Source organism: Blastomonas sp. UPD001 (assembly GCF_003426715.1).
GTDB lineage: Bacteria > Pseudomonadota > Alphaproteobacteria > Sphingomonadales > Sphingomonadaceae > Blastomonas.
Genome location: NZ_QKVT01000087.1, coordinates 1 through 1,343 on the forward strand (window position 1 = coordinate 1; position 1,343 = coordinate 1,343).

Annotated in this window: 2 protein-coding genes; one reads left to right on the forward strand and one right to left on the reverse strand. The window is 53.9% G+C overall.

Annotated features, from left to right (window positions below; genetic code table 11):
• Positions 1 to 96: 96 nt before the first annotated feature.
• Positions 97 to 1,065, reverse strand: a complete 969-nt coding sequence (locus DM995_RS18940; protein WP_232824556.1) for an RHS repeat-associated core domain-containing protein — start codon at positions 1,063 to 1,065, stop codon at positions 97 to 99.
• 174 nt (positions 1,066 to 1,239) lie between these two features.
• Between DM995_RS18940 and DM995_RS18945 the strand changes: the two genes are divergently transcribed.
• On the forward strand, positions 1,240 to 1,343 hold a 104-nt coding region (locus DM995_RS18945), incomplete at its 3' end, for a DUF3008 family protein (RefSeq protein ID WP_116970681.1).

The following is a 1,343-nucleotide window of genomic DNA, read 5'->3' on the forward strand; positions in this document are numbered from 1 at the left end:
CGATCATCATCACGAAAACATTCATAATTACCTTTACTACAGGCCGGCAATAAAAATAGGAACCCGATCACCAAAATTCTTCCAAAAAACATTGCTCTAGCAACCATCGGGCTCTCCTTTACGCCGCAAAAACACACTCTTAGCGTGTTTCTTACAGTAACTGTCCAAATGTTCTTTGAACCGATTACGCATATCGATACCAACATTCCCGCTTTCAGGACGAAAAAAATGACCCCATCCCTGACCAATTTCAATGAACGCTTGAGTACTGATCGCCCGTTTTTCTCCAGTCAATTGATACTCCCGCGAACCACTATGTACAGGATCAAAACGATAATCCATATAATGTGACACCTCATGGCCGAGTGCAGCACCCAATGAAACACCCTTATTACCTGCCGTCACTCGATCAATTGTAATAACACCTTTCTCGTGCATTGCCACGTCACCGCTCCCAGTTGGGCCTTCTTTGATAGTGGGCCCGCCACCTTTATTTTCTCCCCCAAGATTTCTCAGGACAGAGCCGAGCTTTTTGTACCCATCGGTTCCAAAAGTATAAGTTCTCTGCGCACTCTTTATCTCGTTTCTGGCCTGTCTCGCCACGTCACAGTCTTTTTCACTATCACATGTATACATACCACTGGGATCAGCAGAGTTAACCGGATCGTTGCCGACATAAGCATAAAGATTGATCTGGTCCTCATAGCCGATCGGATCGGTCTGCAGGAACCGGCCCAATGTCGGCGAGTAGATGCGGGCCTTGTAATGGTACATGCCCAGATCCTCAAGCCAGGCCTGGCCCGTATACTGGAACCGCCCGATATTGCCTGAGCCTGGAATGCCATATTCGTCATAGCGGTCGATCGCGATAGTGTTGCCCCAGCCATCGGCGACCGCAGTGACCGATCCCTGGTGGTTGGTGAACAGATAGCGGCGGACGGAGGCAGAGGTGCCCGCGCCCTCGAACCACACCTGCGGCGTATCCGCGCCTTGCCCATGGACATAGCGCCGCAGCATGTTGCCCGATGCATCATATTCCGCCACCAGCGCATCGCCATCGTACACGAACCGCGTCGTCCCGCTCGGACCACCGCCCACCTGCCACAGACGGCCCAGCGGATCATAAGCCAGGCTGACGTTGCGCGCACCGAAGGTTGCAAACCTGCCCCCATCTCATAAGTTAAAGCCCCCCGCCCCATCGCGGCGCATCGTGGCTCGTCCATCGAGGAGCCAATGACCATGCCTGCAAAATCCAAGGCGCAGCAAAAGGCGGCGGGGGCCGCGCTCGCGGCCAAGCGCGGGGACGCGCCCAAGAAGAGCCTCAAGGGCGCATCGAAGCAGAT